Raw genomic sequence first — 15,914 nt, forward strand, 5'->3', positions numbered from 1 at the left:
AGTAATCACTCTTTCCGGCCAAAGTTACCCAATCTTATTGATAATGGGCAGTACATTTCTTCAAACGATGGTTTACGGAAAGGACACCCATTGTTTTAACATTCGCAGGGGATGCCGGAGGAATAAACATCGCTTCAACAATGTTTGGATTATCCACATTTCCAAGATTAGTGACACTGTAGCCATTGCGTTTTTTATACCCAAGGATTGCCGACCCAATAAATTTTCCCGCGCTGCTGTTAAATCTGCCTATAGCTGAAATTGCGGCAGCATCAATCAGTTCCGGCTCCATATAGAGGTAACAGGCAAGGATCATCATCAATTTTCCTGGATTACTTATATTCTTTTTGAGCCTTTCCGAAACTGACCTCGCTATGTTCCAAATATCTTCGGATTTATTGGAAACCTCTATTGCAGTTGCAGAGGCATAATTACCCAACGCACCTACCTTATAGCGAGAGAGATGTCTGCGTATATCTACTGCGGCCACGACCCGGTTCGTTTTCTCTTTACGCATCATCTCGGCAACAAGGTAGTCATTCAATGATACTCCGTGTTCATGGCATTTTCTTAAAACTTCTTCGGTCTTCCTTGGCTCCCATACCTCCTCCAGATAGGAAACCGGATTGTCGGCAATAAACTCCGTTTCAAATTTTCTGTAATCCTCATAACTGACGGTATGCCCTTCATGTTTCCATTTGCGGTTTGCATAGCCAATAATCAGCTTATTTACTGACGAAAGCTGGCTACCTTTTGGAAGTTCATCAATAGACAAAATAGGGCTTTCTTCGGCAAGCGTAGGCGTTTTCCCGGACAGATAGCAGTTGGCAAATTCGCATACCAAGTTCAATATACTGCGTCCATCTCCCAAAAGGTGATGCGCGATAAATATAACTTCAAATGATTCTCTATCTGGGTAAACTATGAGCTTCAAAAGGCACTTCTTAAAAGCGTCCCAGCCATATCTTGTCATATCGCTATAATCATCTTGCCACCGGGAAGCATTGTCTTTCTCAAAAACTGGGATTTTTATTTCCTGATGCTGGCAATAATACAGCTTTCCGCTTTTAGCTTCTCGGGCAACATTGCTTTTCAAAAATGGATGTGCAGACGCAAGCGCCCGAAGTGCATCGTGAAATTTCCCCTCGTCGTATCCTGCGGCGATTTTTGCCTTGATGCCAAAGTGCATATTAGGACACATGAGATGAGCCCTTTCAGTCAGTATATATTGTTTCATAGAGGATGCCTCCCTTCGCTTTCAAATATATCGTGCGGAATTTGCAATGTTCTGCATATGAGTTCCATGGTTTCCTGCGCCTTAAGTTCGAGGGACAATGTAGAGAATACTCTATCATGCACTAAACCGCTAATTCCTTTCAGAAGAAAAGAGGCAAGATATTCTTTGCCGTAGCAGTCATCCTTGCCCGCCGCTTGCAGAAATTCATGTATCATTACCTGGAAAGCAGGTAGCATTGCTTCTAAAGTCTGTTCATGTAGTGCATACAATATTGACCAATGAATTGAGCCATTTGCTAATTGAGTTAGTTCTGCCATACTGTTGGTGTAACAATCATATAGCTGTTCCAGTCTTGATCGAGGGGTGATGTGGTTTGCGGATTTATTCATTATGGCCGAAAATCTTTCTCCGCTTTTCTTAAAAAAGAGTTCGACGGCTTTATCAAATACTTCTTGCTTGGAATTGAAGTAGTGATAAAACATACCGACTTCCCCGTTGACCCGTTCTAAAATCATTCGGATAGAAGTAGCCTCATATCCGTTTTTTAAGAATAATTCTAACGCAGCATTTAGGATTTCATCGCGCTTTCCACCCTCTAAAACAGCTTTTCTCGACATATCAATTCACCTCTCCGCAATAAACAGAATATTGTTCTGTTTATTATTATAATAACTTCTGCCATACTTGTCAACAAAATTTCAAATCCATCTCAATTATTTGGGTGTGTTTCAGTCAATCTGTACCGTTTGTGAAATTAAACAGTCTATTACATGAAAAGAAACATCGTTCAAATACTATCACCTGAAATGTAGAATTACCTTGGGTGATGACATGAAGTTTGAACGCGATGAACGCAAGTTTGATTTTCACGATATAGGGCTGGGGATCAAGCGCAAAAGAGAAGCCAAGGGGATAACACAGGAGCAACTGGCTTATATCATATTTCGGGCGCGTTTGGCGCTACTTTGTCAACAGACCCAAGTTGGCCCGAGACTGTATACCTTTCATAAGCCATTTCATTTTTGGAACTTCTGTAAAGTCATCACAGACGATTTTTCAAAAATTTTTCCATCGTCTGCAATGCCCGCTCGATGGAATAGCACACGGCCATTTTGCTGACACCTTCCACCCTGGCAATGTCCGTCTGGGTCATGCCAAGAATGAAGTGAGCGTAAACTCGCTTTTCCTGTTTGTCTGGCAGACTGGCGATTGCTGCAAGGAGCTCCTGCATGGTAACTTTGCGCTCGTAGAGCTCGTCAGGAGACACAGACACGAATCTGAAAAATCAAAGCCGCCGAAAGGTGGTATAGGCATGTTAATAGGTCTTCTCTACGACGGCTTTTTTTCTTTTGCCGTCGTAGAGCAGCTTTTCAACTATTAAGCAACTTGATGCTTACAATAAGTCCGAACCGTCAAAAACAGAAATATGGAAATCTCAATCACTGCTGAAATCAATATTACATAAGGCGTCCAAAAACTCATTCCTCCAATATGCAGGTAGTTAAAATTTGCAAGCTGGTAGAGAAAGTTATTCTGCAACCCAATTCCTGCCGATGGCAAAATACAAGAAATCCATGATGCGCCCAATGCAGTATAGGCAAATATTGGCAGAAGAACAATAACAAGTGAAACCAATAACGCAGTCAAAGAATCTTTACATTTTGCGGACAGAAATAGTGTACAGCTAATGCTTGCTAACATAGAAAGTAATCCCACCAATGTCAAAACTATTTCTAACTGTCCCAAATTGATATTGGATAGATTTATGACAGAGAAAAGCATTTGAAACGAAGTTTTTAAGCACTCTGTTCCGAAAGCCATGTTCAAAATCAGTAAATGAATCGTTATTCCAAAAATAAAGGTTAAAACGAAAATTGTACTTGATGCAGAAATCTTTGTAATTGCTAACCGAGTACGCCCGTGTTTTGTTGCACGCAGGATACTGTCGGCTCCCGTTTGATATTCATTTGAAAAAATCGGAGCGGCAATCGCAACGCACAGGATGGAAAGGATTTTGGGTGTGTAGTATGTGCTATTTTCTGCATGCGAGAATATTAAGAAATTCCTAATTTACATTATACCCAGTGTTTGACGAAATAAAATACTACTAAAACATAAAATTATTTTCGTTCTCATAACTTAACCCGAAATGTAGAATAATATATGGGTGATATGAGAATGTACCAAGTTTTTTTTGTTTTTGCAGGCTTTTCCGGGTTGCCGCTAAATGGTTATACCGAAAGTCTGATTATCCCGAATATATCATAGAAAGCCAGCAACAGAGGCATTTGGGGAAGAAATGTTCGGGATAATTTTTCCTTGCAGCACAAGCTGTAAAGTCTCCTAATGTTCCTTCACCACCTACCGTATCTAATAAAGGCCACAGGGCAAGCAGAGACTTACCTTGTGGCCTTTGTTACGGCACTTCAAATTTATAACCAACGCTGATAACGCTTTTGATGTAGTCCGGGGAATCCGGCGTGATTTTCAGGTGGCTGTGCCACGCTTTCTGTTTCATAATAATCGGTTTTCATACCGTATAAATAATAATCGCAAAGCAAACTAGCCATAGGGATACCCTCCACCAATCAATAAATACACACAGACAGGCCGCCGCTAAATTGTAGGGTTTATCATCAAAAAACCGCATAACTACGCCGTTTCTGGCGCAAAAGATTTCAAAAGGTGTTGCGTTCGGGCAGCACCTTTTGTTTTGTAAATTCAAGGACAAAGGAGGCGAGAACATGGCCGAGCCGGGTGCATTGGATTACTTCTATGGAGCCGAGGCAGAGCAATACACCTTTTATCGGATTCCAAAGGTTTTGTTTACCGACCCCGGCTTCCGGCGAATGACAGCAGACGCAAAAATCCTGTACGGCCTGATGTTAGACCGTATGGGGCTGTCCATACGCAACGGCTGGTTGGACGAACAAAACCGGGTATTCATCTACTTTACCCTGGAGGAAGCGATGGACGCGATGTGCTGCGGCCATAACAAGGCGGTGGCACTCTTTACCGAACTGGATAAGGTGGGCCTGATTGAGCGCAGGAAGCAGGGCCAGGGCCGACCCACTAAAATCTATGTCAAGAACTTCACTCGGAAAGAGGAAGTCAAGACTTCCGAAAAACGGAAGTCTGCACTTCCCGAAAGCGGAACTCTTGACTTCCGAAAATCGGACACAATCAATACTGATAAGAATAAGACTGATTTGAGTGATACTGATCCATCTAACTATCCGGCGGCAAGGCCCCCGGAAGATAGACCGCCTACGGCGGCTGATACGATGGATACGATGCGGGCCTATCGGGAGATTTTGAAAGAGAATATCGAGTATGACCATCTTTGCCAGAAACTCGGCTATGACAGGGACATACTGGATGAAATTCTGGAAATCCTGGTAGACACGGTATGCAGCACTCGAAAAATGATACGCATTGGGGGCGAGGACTTCCCAAAGGAGGTTGTAAGAAGCCGGTTGCTCAAGCTGGACTCGGAACATATCGAGTATGTGATAAGCAGCTTGCGGGAGAACACGACAAAGGTTCGGAATATCCGCGCATACCTCCTGACCTCGCTTTACAATGCGCCTACCACCATAAGCAGTTACTTTACTGCCCTGGTCAATCACGACCTCTACGGCAGCGGGTAACTGTTTTTTTATACTCAAATAAGGGTGGCGAGCCGGTCTTATCCGGCCCGCCTTAACTACCAAACTGTAAATGAACGGCACTGTGTCAAGAACGCGCACGGTGCGCGTTCATTTTATTCTTGACACGGGGACGGACATTTGCCACTCGGCATACTGCCGAAGAAAGGAGCAACCCCCGTGAAAAAACCTTTTGCATATATTTCTGCCGCCTGGAGCGGCCAGGAATTTACCGACACCGACCAGGCAGCGGTTTATTGCCGCAAGGTTTATCTGGCCGGTTTTACCCCGATTTGCCCGATCCTGTATCTGCCGCATTTTCTGAATGATACAGTCCCCGCCGAACACAAGGACGGGATTGATATGGCGCGGGAACTGCTGCGTCGCAGCCATGTCCTGATTGTCTGCGGCGAGGAAGTGGACGAAGCCGTAAAAAATGATATTGCCGTAGCGCAGCGCCTCGGCATTACGGCCACCACATTGGACGGTATTCTGAAAATCAGGAGCCAGGGCCATGAGGAGGGCTGTTGATAATCTCCACCGGCTGATGCGCTTCCTGCTGCATCGGCTGGTGGTGCCGCCTTAGCCGTTCCCCTTTTCCACTTCCACCCTGCCGGAAAGGAGGAATCGCCCAATGCAGGAAGAAATGGAACGAAAGACCGTGGCAATCAGCGTCAAGGCGGGAAAGCTGACCGCTGATCTGCTGAAAAAGGCCATAACCAAAGCCCTGGCTGAAATGGAGAAAAGCCAGAAAAACCCGAAAATCTATCGGGGCAAACAGAGTGTGAAGCACCTTGTCCGGCAGGGCGCGGGTGTTTCCAATATCGAAGTGACCGACGGAAATATTAAGTCCTTTGAACGTGTGGCCCGGAAATACGGCGTGGATTTTGCACTGAAAAAGGACACAACAAGTCAGCCGCCCCGCTATCTGGTGTTCTTCAAGTCAAAGGACGCGGACGCGCTGACTGCTGCCTTTGCGGAATACTCCGGCAAGGTAGTCAAGCATCAGACCCAGGCCAAACCCTCCATTCGCCGCCAGCTTGTGCAGCTTCAGGAAGTCGTTAAAAAGATGGCGCAATCCCTGTCCAGGAATAAGCAACAGGAGGTGGCGCGATGAAAAAACTCCCCAAAATCAATGCGGCCAAGGCTGTAAAAACCAGTTTGCCCTATTGCCAAAAAGCAAAGGCCGGAAGCGGCGTCAGGGGTGCGCGTAGCGCATTTATTTTACCCTTGACCCCGTTTCCGGCTTTTGCTATGCCCCTGGCATGGAAGCGTCCAAAAGGACGCGCAAGCCACCACGCTCGCGTGGTGTTCGGCCCGCACATTCTATGTCGGGCCGGGGGTTTGGGGAACGCCCCAACAAGCAGGAAAGGATATTCCTTTCCATTGCTTGCAAAAAAGGTCGCAGATACTCAATTTTCTTTAGATTGCTCACAAATTCAACATTTCCATCATATTACAAAAAGCAGTAACACAGGTGAATAAATTCATACCCGTGTCACTGCTTCTCCTCTTTACTATCCAGCATTTGGTCAATAAGTGCCAGTACAAGTTCCTGATCTCGCTGGCTACACTGGGTAATAAGACGTTTAATCCTATCGGCGGTATATTCCTCTGAAATTGTCTGCGGCATAAGCACTTCATCAAAGGATGTTCCAATAGCATGAACAAGACGAATTAGTACATCCAAACTTGGCTTACGACGGTCATTCTCTATCGCAGAAACAAAACGAGGACTAATTCCCGCCCGTTCAGCAATCTGCTCACGGGTGTATTCCCGTTTTTCTCTTGCACGCCGATGCGAGGAACCGAAGTAATAAACGGTCTGTTGCTTTTTTTAGCCACGCTCCGTCACCTCACATATAGTATTGTACTGTGAATGTGAGGTATTCAAAATGATTTGAGCGTAGCTTTTTAGCGGCTACTCTGCGTAGCTACTAAAAAGCTGTCCATGTGTCTTGTATTATTCGAGAAAACGAACTATAATGAGTTTGGAGGTGCAGATATGGACTATATGACGCTGAAAGAAGCAAGTGAAATATGGGGCGTAACGCCCCGCTGGATAAATTATTATTGTTCCTCTGGCCGTATTCTCGGAGCCATAAAAATGGGAACAATCTGGTTAATCCCGAAAAACGCGGAAAAGCCGATAGACGGTAGGACAAAACAAGGAAGGAAGCTAAAAAATGCAGAAGATACTTTATGTTGAAGATGATTTAAGTCTGATTGATGGCTTGCAATATACTTTGGAAACCAGCGGATATACCGTGGATAATGCCCGGACTATAAAAAAGGCATTAGAACTATTCAAACAAAATGCTTACGATTTGTTACTTCTGGATGTTACACTACCAGATGGAACCGGCTTCGATATTTGTAAAGAGGTGCGTAGCAATTCAACTATCCCGATTATATTTTTAACTGCGTCCGATCAGGAAATCAGCATTGTTAAGGGCCTTGACATGGGCGGGGATGATTACATCACAAAGCCCTTCAAACTCAATGAGCTGCTTTCCAGAATTAAAGCACTTCTTCGGCGCTCTCTACAATTTTCTAAAGCAGAGGCAATCTTGGAGGCGAATGGTATTCGTATAGATACCGCCGAAAGGCTTGTTTGGAAAAATGGCGAGCCGATTGACCTGCCTCTGGTAGAATACAAACTTTTGTGCCTGTTCATGCAAAATCCTAATCATCTCATGCCACGGGAAATGATTTTAGACCGGATGTGGGATGGCAACGGGAATTTTGTAGATGATAATACTTTATCCGTTTATATCCGGCGGCTACGAAACAAAATTGAAGATACACCAAATGCGCCCCAATATCTGCTGACCGAACGGGGAATTGGATATAAGTGGGTTGTTGAGTGAGGGCGGATTTATGGGCAAATTAGGGAAAGAAACAAAGACACTGTTAATCGCTGTTACTGCTATCTGCCTCGTTTCCTTTCTCTTTGCAGGAGGGATTGCCACACTTCTGGCAAAAAATTTTCAGCAGGAATTATTGCTCCATGATTATGGTGTCGCGGGCCATTTGATGAACAATGAAAACGAGCTGTCAATCTCCGCTTTTACTTCGCTGCCAAACGAGAATGATATAGAATGTGGCAGGGAGGCTTTGGCTTCTATTGGATATGATGAAACAGTTTCCATGCGTTTTCTGCCCGCTGTCCAGTCATACCGAAATCAGGCGATGCTTTTCGTATTTCTGCTGTTGGTTTTCCTGTTCGGGGCAATCTACTTATCGCTGTTTCTCTATTTCCGCCGCCAGCACAAGGCTTTCAATAACGCCGAAAATACCATCCGCCAATTTCTTGATGGCAATACTACGTCGCGCATCGAATGTTCCCAGGCTGGGGACTGGTATAGTCTTTTTCATGACATAAATGAAATGGCGGCTATCCTCTCTGCTCATGCCGAGAACGAGCGACAGACCAAAGAATTTTTGCAGGACATTATTTCGGATGTATCACATCAGATGAAAACACCGCTGTCTGCCTTAAAAATGTACCATGAGATTATGGAGAGCCATAAAGATGATGCTGCAACCGTGAGCAGCTTCACCGAAAAATCTCAAAGAGAGATCAAGCGGATGGAAGATGTGATTTACACCTTACTAAAACTGGCGCGGCTGGACGCAGGAATTATCCAGATGGAAAAGGCACCGGAAAATCTTTCTGTTCTGATGCAGGATGTTCTGGAACGCTTTGAAACCTGGGCAGAACGGGAACATAAAACAATTACGCTTTCTGGCAAAAAAGATGTTGTTTTATCATGTGATGCTCTATGGGTATCGGAAGCTATCGGAAATATTGTGAAAAATGCTTTGGAGCATACAGAGAACGGCGGTCATATCGGAGTAAAGTGGAGCCAATCCCCCTTGATGACACAAATTGAAATTTCCGATGATGGAAAAGGAATACACCCGGAAGATCTGTATAATATTTTCAAACGGTTTTACCGCAGTCGTTTTTCTTCGGATGTTCACGGAATTGGTTTGGGGCTACCGTTGGCTAAATCTATTGTAGAGGCTCACGGCGGAACCATTTCCGTAACCAGCAGTTTAGACGCAGGAACCACTTTTACATTGAATTTTCTAAACCTTACAGATGAGTAAGATAGATGTCACTTAGAAGTAAGTCATGTGGGGTATGATGTGTCTGTAAGGAGGTTTTGAATATGAATATTCTTGAAGTACAAGACCTGTGCAAGACCTATGGCACGGGTGAAACAGAAGTTCACGCTTTGAACCATGTATCATTTTCTGTCCGTAAAGGCGAGTTTATCGCCATTGTTGGAGAGTCGGGTTCCGGCAAAAGTACCCTGCTGAATGTGATCGGCGCTCTGGACAGCGCCACTTCCGGCAAGGTATGGATTGATGGACAGGATATTTTTTCGATGCCGGAGAAGAAATTGACTGTGTTCCGGCGGCAGCACATCGGATTTATTTTCCAGTCGTTTAATTTGATCCCGGAGCTGAATGTGGAGCAGAATATCACATTTCCGCTGCTGCTTGACTATAAAAAGCCAAATCAAAAGTTCGTCAACGAATTGTTACAGGTGCTTGGGTTGAGCGAGCGCCGAAAACACCTTCCCAGCCAGCTTTCTGGCGGCCAGCAGCAGCGTGTGGCGATTGGCCGGGCATTAGTCACACGCCCCGCCCTGATTATGGCAGATGAACCGACCGGAAATCTGGACAGCAAAAACAGTCAGGAAGTTTTGGCTTTGCTGCAAACCATGTCGGACAGGTATCAACAGACTATTTTGATGATTACCCACAACAAAAATCACGCCAGCGCAGCAGATCGTGTGTTCCGTATGACCGATGGCGTGTTAAAAGATTTGGGGGTGTCGTCGCGTTGAAAAGCTATCTTGGATTGGTGCCGCAGTATGAAAAGGTACACCGCAAGAACAATCGAATTTCGGTTCTCTGCATTGTCCTTTCGGTATTGCTGGTAACTGCTATTTTCAGTATGGCAGATATGGCGCTGCGCGCACAGAAAAATTATTTTATCAAGACGAATGGTGAATACCATATCAGCTTGACCGATATTGATGAACAGACGGCGGAACTTGTAAAAGCGCGGATAGATGTTGCCCTCTGCGGATGGACCTATCAGGGAACTACCGGCTCTATCGGCTCTAAAGCGGTCAGCTTCGCAGGTGCGAATGAGGATACCTTTTCCACTTTGACAGAAATGGATATGGAAAGCGGTTCATACCCTACCCAGCCCGATGAAGCATTATTGAACCAATCGTCTTTGGAACAGTTGGGCCTTGCGGTTGGTGACACCGTGACCGTTACAGTGCCGGATGGCTCCAGCTGGGAATACCGCATTACCGGCGTCCTTGCCGATATGGGAAGTTTGCTTAAAGCGGATGTATATGGCATGGTATTGACCGAGGACGGTTTTCGCCAAATTGCGGATGAAAATGCCAAAGACGGAACTACTTTCCGCGTTCAGTTCAAAGATGGCGTGAACATTCAGGCAGCCATAAAGGAAATAAAAGCACAATATGGCCTTTCAGACAGTCAGGTAAGCGAAAATACGGCGCTCCTTGGATTGATGGGACAGAGTGAGAACAGCACAATGCAGTCCCTATATATCGTTGCGGGTTTTCTTGTCCTTTTGGTGCTGATTGCCGGTGCAGTAATGATTGCCGCCAGCTTTAACACAAATGTTCTGGAACGGGTTCAGTTCTATGGCCTTTTGCGGTGCCTGGGGGCATCCAAAGTACAGGTAAAGCACTTCGTCATTTTTCAAGGGCTGCGCCAAAGTATAAAGGGTGTACCGATTGGGCTGGTCGCCGGACAGATCATTACATGGTGTGCCTGCCTTTTGCTGAAATCCATCAGCGGGGAACGCTTTTCAGAGATACCGCTTTTTCAGTTCAGTGTAAGCGGTCTGATTGCTGGTGCGGTGATCGGTTTTCTGATTGTACTGCTGGCATCCCTGTCCCCGGCGAAAAAGGCTTCTAAAGTATCGCCGGTAACTGCAATCAGCGGCAGTACACAGCTTACGCAGAACAAGAGGGCTGCAAATACAAAGCTGTTCCACATTGAAACCAGCATGGGATTTTTCCATGCACTATCCGGCAAAAAGAATGTATTCCTTATGACCTGCTCATTTGCTATCAGTATTATGATGTTCCTGTCGTTTCAGGTAATGGTAGTCTTTCTCAAACAGGGGATGCCTGCGCTCTCTCCATCGGCAGCGGATGTATCTATCACAATGGGAAATACACCGCTGGACAAGTCGCTGGTGGAACAGATCAGCGAAACGGAAGGTGTTGACAAAGTTTTTGGCCGTATGGAAATGGCTGGCCTTTCTGTCTCCTCTGATATGGGAGAAGGAACCGTCACACTCATTTCCTATGATGATAACCAATTCAGGTGGGCAAAAGAAGAATTGAATGAGGGCAGTATCGCGCCTGCTATGGAAAATACAGATCGTGTTCTGGTTACTTATCAGGATGGCGTAAACTGGAATGTTGGAGATACCATAGTCCTTCATACATCTTCCGGCGATAAGCAGGTAACGATTGCTGGAATACTGTCAACAGCTACGGCCAGCACAGTCAACAGCGCAGGCAGCAGCGGATATATGATTTGCTCGGAGCAGACATTTGCCGCTTTGGTTGGCGATTTGGGCTATATAACGATTGATGTTCAGTTTTCCTCTGCTGGTGGGGATGATACTGTTTCCACAATACGGAACATGATCCCATCCGACAGTACTGTTTCAGACAAGAGAATTACCAATTCCGAGTCCCAAAGCTCTTACTATACAGGCGCGGTATTTATTTATGGCTTCCTCATCATTATTGCACTTATCACAGTGTTTAACATTTTTAACAGCATGAACGCCAGTGTAGCGTCCAGAACAAAGCAGTACGGCATTATGCGTTCTATCGGAATGGGGGCAAATCAGCTTTATAAGATGATTGCAGCGGAAGCCTTTACCTATGCGGCACTTGGCTGTGTTGTTGGATGCGTTTTAGGGTTGCCGCTGAATAAGCTAATGTTCCAGTTCTTGATTGCAGATAAATGGGGAACTTCATGGCAAATTCCTGTGGGTTCACTTCTTCTAATCGTGTTCCTCTGCCTTGCATCTGCGGCGATTGCAATTAGACGCCCCATCCGGCAAATTAGCAGAATGGCAATCGTAAACACAATTAAGCTCCAGCAATAATTTCATCAAGTAGCAATCTTCAAAGGCTGGTCTTCCATTTCCTTGGATGGCCAGCCTTTGAACATCTATCTTACTTATGAGTAAGATAGATGTCACTTGGAAGTAAGATTAACCTTATAAAATAAAAACAAATAGATGTGTTTCTGCCGGACGACGGCAAAAGAAAAAAGCCGTCGTGCAGCAGCCAATACCCATGCCCTGATGAAATCGCGGCGGCTTTGAATAAATCAAGGCCGCCGTTCCTTTATGCCCTCACGAAAGGAGTGACGACCACGCGCTAAAGATCACGGCGGCTTTAGGAGGGAACCGCCATGAAGCAAAAAGTGTTTCGTCAAAATATGACAGGGTATGCGTCACCCAAAAAAGCACTTCCCCTGGACAGGGGAATAATTACAAAGCACTATTTGAAGAAAGATTTCAAAATAATCAAGTAGGAGGGAGTGACTAACTCCCGTCCTCTCTGTCGAGTAAGTAAGAGGACTTTCACCTCAAACTTCTCCCGGAACCGTACGTGAAAGTCTCCTTTCATACGGCTCTTATCATTCAACAATACGAATATAAATTGCTCCAGTGAGCAAACAGTTTTGGCTCTCGCTGTCTCACGGTGTAGAGCCATTTCTCTGCTCTACGTCGTCTACCTCGAAAGTTCTTGTACTTACACATAGCCCATTTCACAAGTCTTCTTTCAATACATTGTAACGTTCCCTTCATTGCCGATGGATTGAACTTACCAAAATAGTTCATCCAACCACGAATTAAGGGATTCAGCATTTCTGCTATGATGTCTATTTTGCACCCTGTCCTCTTATGAACTTCCATAGCCTTTATTTTTTCTCGAAAGCTTTTAGATGAAGAGTTGCTTACAGATGCAATAAAGTTATGTCTGATTTTTCCATCTTTACACATGATGTATACTGCTTTGAATGTATAACCAAGAAAATCGAACTCTGTAAGTTCTTCCTCCCTGGTTCTGTCCTTATCCTTACAATACACTATTCTTGTTTTAATAGGATGCAGTTCTAGCTTACATTCCTCAAGTCTATTTGCTAACTTTTCTTTTATGAAGATAGCTTCCTCTTTTGTACGGCAATGTATTAATCCATCATCCGCATATCTTTCAAATGGTGCTTGTGGGAAATTTCTTTCCATCCACATATCGAATACATAATGCAAAAACATGTTTGCTAAAACTGGACTTATTACTCCTCCTTGTGGTGTCCCAGACAATCTCTCAATTACATGCCCCTCTCTTGTTACAAACGGAATTTCTAGCCATCGTTTTATATAGAGACATATCCATTCTTCTTTTACATGCCTTGCTACAACCTTCATTAGAAGTTCATGATCGATGTTATCGAACAATCCTTTTACATCTAATTCAATGACATAATCATATCTCCAACATCGCTTTCTTGCTGTTGCTATTGCATCAATTGCAGACTTGTTTGGTCTGTACCCATATGAGTCATCGCAAAACATGGGCTCTACCACAGGTTCTACATACATTCTTGCAGCCATCTGTGCAATTCTATCTGTAATAGTTGGTATGCCCAATCTCCTGGTTCCACCAGTTTTCTTTGGTATTTCTACCGCTAATACCGGAGATGGAAAATAACTTCCTGAACTCATTCGATTCCATATCTTATATAGATTATTATTCAGTTTCTTTTCAAACTGTTCAAAATCTATACCATCAATTCCCGCACTTCCTTTGTTTGCTTTTACTCTCTTATAAGCTTCAATAACCACTTTCTTTGGTATTTCGTATTGTTTGCTCTCGCTCATCAAATCCTCCTAGTTTCCTAGTTGTTTTCAGTATCAAGCAGAATGATGTTACCCCTTTGCTCCATTGTCATTACAACAACTTCAACACTACTACGAGTAACTCCGCCCCTGTAGAATACGTCTCTACTTTCGACCTTATCTTTCTGTGACTTGAATCTTTTCGATTTTCATTATTCTACAGGTTCCCATGTTTCACACAGAAGCCTGATACATGCTCATGCCATCTTAATGCCGTTCCACGGATGGTCAGCTTTACAGGTTTCCTCCATCCTCATCCTTACTCAGTGGTGAAAAGTAAGTTTTGCAGAAATCTTACGCTTTCGACACTTCTTCAATGGTTCATTTTCATTCATCTTCATGTATCATATCTGATTGTTTGTACAACCTTTTCTCTAATCGCTCACTACCATGACCTGAATCACAGCAGCATTAGAGTGATTTGACAGGCTTGCCTGTTCAATTCCTGTCGAAGGACCTACCTTCATCTTCTGTATGCCTTGCATGGCACACCACCACCTGGCATACCGTTCGGTACCAAGGCGGTTTCAATAGTTGACGTGCATAGACTGATAGGCAATGGCTAAATCATAAAAGCCACTGTTTATCAGTCTTTCTTTTGATAAAGCTCTACTAACCGCTCCTCTGCCTGACACAAACCAATATCCTCTTCGACTGTTGGCAGTCATATGGGCAAAGTATTCCGGAATGCCTAATCTAATAAGATTTCTTCTCTTCGTTCTAGGCAACTTCCATTGTTTCCAAATGCACATGCGAATTCTGTGATATAGCCACGAGTTGAGGGCTTCGAGTTTACTCTTCATGTCTGCAATTCCGTAATAATTCAGCCACCCTCGCATAAACACCTTGATTCTATCTAGTGCCGGTCGAATACTCTGTGCACCCTTCCGGGAAGAGAGGGTTTTCAGACGTGACTTCATCTTCTTCCAGGCTAATGCATGGACACGAACAAAGATACCGTTCTTGCCCTTTCCCAATGTAAAGCCTAGAAATTTAAAATGGCGGATTGCAAACACACTTACCACTTTACTTTTATCTTGGTTGACTGTGAGTTTTAGTTTCCCCTCAAGATAGTTGGTACTGCTCTCCAGCAATCTCCTTGCGGCTCGCTCACTTCTCGCCAACAATACAATATCATCAGCGTAGCGAACCAGAGGCACACCTCTGACCTGTAACTCGTGGTCAAACTCGTTGAGGTAGATATTTGCCAGTAATGGTGATAGGTTTCCTCCTTGGGGCGAACCTTCCTCTGTTTTTGTGACTACACCGTTTTCCATAACACCACTCTTTAAATATCGCTTAATCCATTGGATTACCCGTTCATCTTTTACGTTCTCACGTAGGATGTTCAGTAATCTTTCATGGTTAATCGTATCGAAGTACTTTGAGAGGTCTAATACGACTGCATAGCGGTAACCTTCCTCTGCATATTTCTTCACCTTCACAATAGCGTCTTTCGCACTGCGTCCCGGTCGATATCCGAAACTACAATCAGCAAAGATTGGTTCATATATAGGCATTAACTTCTGCGTGATTGCTTGTTGAAAAATGCGGTCTTTGACTGTTGGAATACCAAGCTTTCGTACTCCACCATCTGCTTTTGGAATTTCAACTCGTCTTACCGGATCAGGGGTATATTTTCCCTTAATTATTCCCTCGATAAGTGCTTTCTGATTTTCCCGAAGGTATGCCCCGATTTCCTCGACGGTCATTCCGTCAATTCCCGGTGCCCCCTTGCTTGCCTTTACCCTCTTATAAGCTCTGTTAAGATTATCCTTATTCAGTATCTTTTCCAAGAGTTCCGGCTGTGCACTGTCTCTTTCTTTCCATATCGAATGGAATGACCTCCGCACTTTCGCATACCCTTCGTGTTCCGCACTATCTCTCTGCGAACAGCCATTATTATCCATGTTTTCTGCTTTCATCAATCATTCCTCCTTCCTCGGTCATACTAAAGACTCCTATTGATTTGGTCCTTCACCTCTCGGCTACTATGACCTCTGCTGACTTCTGTATGTTCAGCGTTATCTTGCGA

The 15,914-nt window shown here is 44.4% G+C and carries 16 protein-coding genes and 2 pseudogenes; 10 read left to right on the plus strand and 8 right to left on the minus strand.

Annotation, left to right across the window (positions count from 1 at the left end; all coding sequences use genetic code 11):
• Positions 1-34: 34 nt before the first annotated feature.
• From A4V09_RS18945 to A4V09_RS25000, 5 genes and pseudogenes are all read right to left on the minus strand, one after another.
• The gene (locus tag A4V09_RS18945) at positions 35-1,237 is read right to left on the minus strand and encodes a hypothetical protein (RefSeq protein ID WP_065543706.1); all 1,203 of its coding nucleotides are present in this window, start codon (positions 1,235-1,237) and stop codon (positions 35-37) included.
• On the minus strand, positions 1,234-1,854 hold the full coding sequence (locus A4V09_RS18950) for a TetR/AcrR family transcriptional regulator (protein WP_065543707.1): 621 nt from the start codon (positions 1,852-1,854) through the stop codon (positions 1,234-1,236). Before A4V09_RS18950 ends, A4V09_RS18945 begins: the two co-directional genes overlap by 4 nt.
• Before the next feature lie 425 nt (positions 1,855-2,279).
• Positions 2,280-2,513, minus strand: a pseudogene (locus A4V09_RS26570) (sigma factor-like helix-turn-helix DNA-binding protein); the annotation flags it as partial.
• 101 nt (positions 2,514-2,614) lie between these two features.
• A complete protein-coding gene (locus tag A4V09_RS26195; protein WP_230322409.1) occupies positions 2,615-2,938 on the minus strand; it encodes a hypothetical protein in 324 nt (107 codons plus the stop codon).
• Positions 2,939-3,669: 731 nt separating this feature from the next.
• Positions 3,670-3,807 (minus strand): hypothetical protein, encoded by a 138-nt coding sequence (locus tag A4V09_RS25000; protein ID WP_171286745.1) that lies wholly within the window; start codon positions 3,805-3,807, stop codon positions 3,670-3,672.
• 174 nt (positions 3,808-3,981) lie between these two features.
• Between A4V09_RS25000 and A4V09_RS18970 the strand changes: the two genes are divergently transcribed.
• The 4 genes from A4V09_RS18970 (at position 3,982) to A4V09_RS18985 (ending at position 6,369) form a co-directional block, all read left to right on the plus strand.
• Positions 3,982-4,887, plus strand: a complete 906-nt coding sequence (locus A4V09_RS18970) for a DUF6017 domain-containing protein (protein ID WP_065543709.1) — start codon at positions 3,982-3,984, stop codon at positions 4,885-4,887.
• A gap of 177 nt (positions 4,888-5,064) precedes the next feature.
• Positions 5,065-5,415, plus strand: coding sequence for a DUF7768 domain-containing protein (locus A4V09_RS18975; protein WP_065543710.1), 351 nt, complete (start codon positions 5,065-5,067; stop codon positions 5,413-5,415).
• A 103-nt stretch (positions 5,416-5,518) separates the two neighbouring features.
• Complete coding sequence (locus A4V09_RS18980) at positions 5,519-6,001, plus strand: PcfB family protein (RefSeq protein WP_065543711.1); 483 nt, start codon at positions 5,519-5,521, stop codon at positions 5,999-6,001.
• Entirely contained in the window at positions 5,998-6,369 is a 372-nt protein-coding gene (locus tag A4V09_RS18985) for a hypothetical protein (RefSeq protein ID WP_065543712.1), read from the plus strand. Before A4V09_RS18980 ends, A4V09_RS18985 begins: the two co-directional genes overlap by 4 nt.
• A 13-nt stretch (positions 6,370-6,382) precedes the next feature.
• Here the strand turns inward: A4V09_RS18985 and A4V09_RS26575 are convergent.
• Positions 6,383-6,670: pseudogene (locus tag A4V09_RS26575) on the minus strand (helix-turn-helix domain-containing protein); the annotation flags it as partial.
• Positions 6,671-6,889: 219 nt separating this feature from the next.
• Between A4V09_RS26575 and A4V09_RS18995 the strand changes: the two are divergent.
• The 6 genes from A4V09_RS18995 to A4V09_RS25795 all read left to right on the plus strand — a co-directional run bounded on the left by A4V09_RS18995 (position 6,890) and on the right by A4V09_RS25795 (position 12,510).
• Positions 6,890-7,093 carry a helix-turn-helix domain-containing protein gene (locus tag A4V09_RS18995; protein WP_065543713.1) on the plus strand — a complete coding sequence of 68 codons (204 nt, stop codon included), beginning with the start codon at positions 6,890-6,892 and terminating at the stop codon, positions 7,091-7,093.
• Positions 7,071-7,754 carry a response regulator transcription factor gene (locus tag A4V09_RS19000; RefSeq protein ID WP_065543714.1) on the plus strand — a complete coding sequence of 228 codons (684 nt, stop codon included), beginning with the start codon at positions 7,071-7,073 and terminating at the stop codon, positions 7,752-7,754. The genes A4V09_RS18995 and A4V09_RS19000 overlap by 23 nt, the downstream gene beginning before the upstream one ends.
• 10 nt (positions 7,755-7,764) lie before the next feature.
• Positions 7,765-9,000 carry a sensor histidine kinase gene (locus A4V09_RS19005; protein WP_065543715.1) on the plus strand — a complete coding sequence of 412 codons (1,236 nt, stop codon included), beginning with the start codon at positions 7,765-7,767 and terminating at the stop codon, positions 8,998-9,000.
• Between the two features lie 62 nt (positions 9,001-9,062).
• Entirely contained in the window at positions 9,063-9,746 is a 684-nt protein-coding gene (locus tag A4V09_RS19010; protein ID WP_065543716.1) for an ABC transporter ATP-binding protein, read from the plus strand.
• Entirely contained in the window at positions 9,743-12,076 is a 2,334-nt protein-coding gene (locus tag A4V09_RS19015; protein WP_065543717.1) for an ABC transporter permease, read from the plus strand. The genes A4V09_RS19010 and A4V09_RS19015 overlap by 4 nt, the downstream gene beginning before the upstream one ends.
• Positions 12,077-12,387: 311 nt before the next feature.
• A complete protein-coding gene (locus A4V09_RS25795; RefSeq protein ID WP_268866311.1) occupies positions 12,388-12,510 on the plus strand; it encodes a hypothetical protein in 123 nt (40 codons plus the stop codon).
• A 109-nt stretch (positions 12,511-12,619) separates the two neighbouring features.
• On the opposite strand, the gene ltrA (A4V09_RS19020) is transcribed toward A4V09_RS25795, so the two are convergent.
• Both ltrA (A4V09_RS19020) and ltrA (A4V09_RS19025) read right to left on the minus strand, forming a co-directional pair.
• Positions 12,620-13,861 (minus strand): group II intron reverse transcriptase/maturase, encoded by a 1,242-nt coding sequence (ltrA, locus tag A4V09_RS19020; RefSeq protein WP_065540556.1) that lies wholly within the window; start codon positions 13,859-13,861, stop codon positions 12,620-12,622.
• 545 nt (positions 13,862-14,406) lie between these two features.
• Entirely contained in the window at positions 14,407-15,804 is a 1,398-nt protein-coding gene (gene ltrA / locus A4V09_RS19025; protein ID WP_065543718.1) for a group II intron reverse transcriptase/maturase, read from the minus strand.
• Positions 15,805-15,914 lie beyond the last annotated feature (110 nt).

The sequence above is a fragment of the Blautia pseudococcoides genome (genome assembly GCF_001689125.2).
GTDB classification, from domain to species: Bacteria; Bacillota; Clostridia; order Lachnospirales; family Lachnospiraceae; genus Blautia; species Blautia pseudococcoides.

Coding starts and splice junctions, on each gene's coding strand:
- A4V09_RS18945 (WP_065543706.1), bottom strand. CDS start 1,237: ATGAAACAATATATACTGACTGAAAGGGCTCATCTCATGTGTCCTAAT.
- A4V09_RS18950 (WP_065543707.1), bottom strand. CDS start 1,854: ATGTCGAGAAAAGCTGTTTTAGAGGGTGGAAAGCGCGATGAAATCCTA.
- A4V09_RS26195 (WP_230322409.1), bottom strand. CDS start 2,938: ATGTTAGCAAGCATTAGCTGTACACTATTTCTGTCCGCAAAATGTAAA.
- A4V09_RS25000 (WP_171286745.1), bottom strand. CDS start 3,807: ATGGCTAGTTTGCTTTGCGATTATTATTTATACGGTATGAAAACCGAT.
- A4V09_RS18970 (WP_065543709.1), top strand. CDS start 3,982: ATGGCCGAGCCGGGTGCATTGGATTACTTCTATGGAGCCGAGGCAGAG.
- A4V09_RS18980 (WP_065543711.1), top strand. CDS start 5,519: ATGCAGGAAGAAATGGAACGAAAGACCGTGGCAATCAGCGTCAAGGCG.
- A4V09_RS18985 (WP_065543712.1), top strand. CDS start 5,998: ATGAAAAAACTCCCCAAAATCAATGCGGCCAAGGCTGTAAAAACCAGT.
- A4V09_RS18995 (WP_065543713.1), top strand. CDS start 6,890: ATGGACTATATGACGCTGAAAGAAGCAAGTGAAATATGGGGCGTAACG.
- A4V09_RS19000 (WP_065543714.1), top strand. CDS start 7,071: ATGCAGAAGATACTTTATGTTGAAGATGATTTAAGTCTGATTGATGGC.
- A4V09_RS19005 (WP_065543715.1), top strand. CDS start 7,765: ATGGGCAAATTAGGGAAAGAAACAAAGACACTGTTAATCGCTGTTACT.
- A4V09_RS19010 (WP_065543716.1), top strand. CDS start 9,063: ATGAATATTCTTGAAGTACAAGACCTGTGCAAGACCTATGGCACGGGT.
- A4V09_RS25795 (WP_268866311.1), top strand. CDS start 12,388: ATGAAGCAAAAAGTGTTTCGTCAAAATATGACAGGGTATGCGTCACCC.
- ltrA (WP_065540556.1), bottom strand. CDS start 13,861: ATGAGCGAGAGCAAACAATACGAAATACCAAAGAAAGTGGTTATTGAA.
- ltrA (WP_065543718.1), bottom strand. CDS start 15,804: ATGAAAGCAGAAAACATGGATAATAATGGCTGTTCGCAGAGAGATAGT.